General features: G+C 36.3%; 2 protein-coding genes and 1 pseudogene. All 3 read left to right on the top strand.

Annotated elements, in window-relative coordinates:
* Positions 1-776: pseudogene (gene pbuX, locus IDG65_RS13685) on the top strand (xanthine permease PbuX); the annotation flags it as partial.
* Between the two features lie 37 nt (positions 777-813).
* Positions 814-2,280: an IMP dehydrogenase gene (gene guaB, locus IDG65_RS13680; RefSeq protein WP_000264071.1), complete on the top strand. Its 1,467-nt coding sequence runs from the start codon at positions 814-816 to the stop codon at positions 2,278-2,280.
* A 24-nt stretch (positions 2,281-2,304) separates the two neighbouring features.
* Positions 2,305-3,415, top strand: a 1,111-nt coding sequence (gene guaA, locus IDG65_RS13675; RefSeq protein ID WP_206174167.1) for a glutamine-hydrolyzing GMP synthase, incomplete at its 3' end; no start/stop codon positions are given.

Genomic DNA, 3,415 nt, shown 5'->3' with positions numbered 1-3,415 from the left:
TTTTACAAAGATGCACAACTGGATTTATTAAGAGTATTGCCATATTAATTGGACTCGTTTTAGGAACGATAGGCGCTGGCTTACTTGGGATGGTCGATATTAATCAAGTCAATCATGCCGGTTGGTTAGGCATCCCAGTGCCGTTTAGATTCTCAGGATTTAGCTTTGATGTGACATCGACGTTAGTGTTCTTTATTGTAGCTATCGTTAGTTTAATTGAGTCGACAGGTGTCTATCATGCGTTAAGTGAAATTACCGGTAAGAAGTTAGAAAGAAAAGATTTTCGTAAAGGTTATACTGCGGAAGGTCTAGCGATAGTGTTAGGTTCTATATTCAATTCATTTCCGTATACAGCCTATTCGCAAAATGTAGGACTTGTTTCTTTATCCGGCGCTAAGAAAAACAATGTTATATACGGCATGGTCGTGTTATTGCTTATATGTGGTTGTATACCTAAGCTTGGTGCATTAGCAAATATCATACCGCTACCTGTGTTAGGTGGTGCGATGATAGCTATGTTTGGCATGGTAATGGCATATGGTGTTAGTATATTAGGACATATCGATTTTAAAAATCAAAACAATTTATTAATTATCGCTGTATCAGTAGGATTAGGTACTGGTATAAGCGCTGTACCACAAGCATTTAAAGGTTTAGGTGAACAATTTGCATGGTTGACTCAAAACGGAATTGTTTTAGGCGCAATCTCTGCAATTATTCTTAATTTCTTTTTTAATGGAATAAAGTATAAACAAACGGAAGAAAATGTGAAATAATATAACTAATTAATTTGAAAAATGGAGGCTGTTTTTAATGTGGGAAAGTAAATTTGCAAAAGAATCATTAACGTTTGATGATGTGTTATTAATTCCAGCACAATCTGATATTTTACCGAAAGACGTTGATTTAAGCGTACAATTATCAGACAAAGTTAAATTGAATATTCCAGTTATTTCTGCTGGTATGGATACAGTAACTGAATCTAAAATGGCGATTGCTATGGCTCGTCAAGGTGGTTTAGGTGTTATTCATAAAAATATGGGCGTTGAAGAACAAGCGGACGAAGTTCAAAAAGTAAAACGCTCAGAAAATGGTGTTATTTCAAACCCATTTTTCTTAACACCAGAAGAAAGTGTTTATGAAGCGGAAGCATTAATGGGTAAATACCGTATTTCAGGTGTACCAATTGTTGATAATAAAGAAGATCGCAACTTAGTAGGTATTTTAACAAACCGTGACTTACGTTTTATTGAAGACTTCTCGATTAAAATTGTAGATGTAATGACGCAAGAAAATTTAATTACAGCTCCAGTGAATACAACACTTGAAGAAGCAGAAAAAATTCTCCAGAAACATAAAATTGAAAAGTTACCATTAGTTAAAGACGGACGTCTAGAAGGTCTTATTACTATTAAAGATATTGAAAAAGTTATCGAATTCCCTAATGCAGCAAAAGATGAACATGGTCGTCTACTTGTAGCCGCAGCAATTGGTATTTCAAAAGATACTGATATTCGTGCTCAAAAATTAGTCGAAGCAGGTGTGGATGTCTTAGTTATCGATACAGCACATGGTCACTCTAAAGGTGTTATCGATCAAGTGAAACATATTAAGAAGACTTACCCAGAAATCACATTAGTAGCAGGTAACGTAGCAACTGCAGAAGCAACAAAAGATTTATTTGAAGCGGGTGCAGATATTGTTAAAGTTGGTATTGGCCCAGGTTCAATTTGTACGACGCGTGTTGTAGCAGGTGTTGGTGTACCACAAATTACAGCAATTTATGATTGTGCAACTGAAGCACGCAAACATGGTAAAGCTATCATTGCTGATGGTGGTATTAAATTCTCAGGAGATATCATTAAAGCATTAGCTGCTGGTGGACATGCGGTTATGTTAGGTAGCTTATTAGCAGGTACTGAAGAAAGTCCAGGCGCAACAGAAATTTTCCAAGGTAGACAATATAAAGTATACCGTGGTATGGGCTCTTTAGGTGCGATGGAAAAAGGTTCAAACGATCGTTACTTCCAAGAGGACAAAGCGCCTAAGAAATTTGTTCCTGAAGGTATCGAAGGACGTACGGCTTATAAAGGTGCGTTACAAGATACAATTTACCAATTAATGGGCGGTGTGCGTGCTGGTATGGGTTATACTGGTTCACACGATTTAAGAGAATTACGCGAAGAAGCACAATTTACACGTATGGGTCCTGCTGGTTTAGCAGAAAGCCATCCACATAATATTCAAATTACGAAAGAATCACCGAACTACTCATTCTAATTAAGATAAAGGAGAACGACAAATATGGAAATGGCAAAAGAACAAGAGTTAATCCTTGTCTTAGACTTTGGTAGCCAATACAACCAATTAATTACACGCCGAATTCGTGAAATGGGCGTTTATAGTGAATTACACGATCATGAAATTTCAATTGAAGAAATTAAGAAAATGAATCCAAAAGGTATCATCTTATCAGGTGGTCCAAATTCAGTTTATGAAGAAGGTTCATTTACAATTGATCCGGAAATATATAATTTAGGAATTCCAGTACTTGGTATTTGTTACGGCATGCAATTAACTACTAAATTATTAGGTGGTAAAGTTGAACGTGCCAATGAACGTGAATACGGTAAAGCAATCATTAATGCGAAGTCAGATGAGTTATTCGTTGGCTTACCAGCAGAACAAACTGTTTGGATGAGTCATTCTGATAAAGTTATTGAAATTCCAGAAGGCTTTGAAGTTATCGCTGATAGCCCAAGCACAGACTATGCAGCAATCGAAGATAAGAAACGTCGCATTTATGGTGTTCAATTCCATCCAGAAGTACGTCATACAGAATATGGTAATGATTTATTAAATAATTTTGTCCGTCGTGTTTGTGATTGTAAAGGTCAATGGACAATGGAAAACTTTATCGAAATCGAAATTGAAAAGATTCGTCAACGCGTAGGAGACCGTCGTGTATTATGTGCGATGAGTGGCGGCGTAGATTCATCTGTTGTAGCTGTACTATTGCATAAAGCAATTGGTGATCAACTAACATGTATCTTTGTAGACCATGGCTTACTTCGTAAAGGTGAAGGCGACATGGTTATGGAACAATTCGGTGAAGGGTTCAACATGAATATTATTCGTGTTAATGCGAAAGATCGTTTTATGAATAAATTAAAAGGTGTTTCAGATCCTGAACAAAAACGTAAAATCATTGGTAATGAATTTGTATATGTATTTGATGATGAAGCATCAAAACTCAAAGGTGTAGACTTCCTTGCGCAAGGAACACTATATACAGACGTCATCGAATCAGGTACTAAGACAGCACAAACAATCAAATCACACCACAATGTTGGTGGATTACCAGAAGACATGGAATTCGAATTAATCGAACCAATCAATACATTGTTTAAAGATG

It is taken from the genome of Staphylococcus sp. EG-SA-17 (assembly GCF_017151845.1).
GTDB lineage: Bacteria > Bacillota > Bacilli > Staphylococcales > Staphylococcaceae > Staphylococcus > Staphylococcus aureus.
The sequence above is the reverse complement of the archived record's forward strand: the minus strand, read 5'-3'. Positions and strand labels throughout refer to the sequence as shown.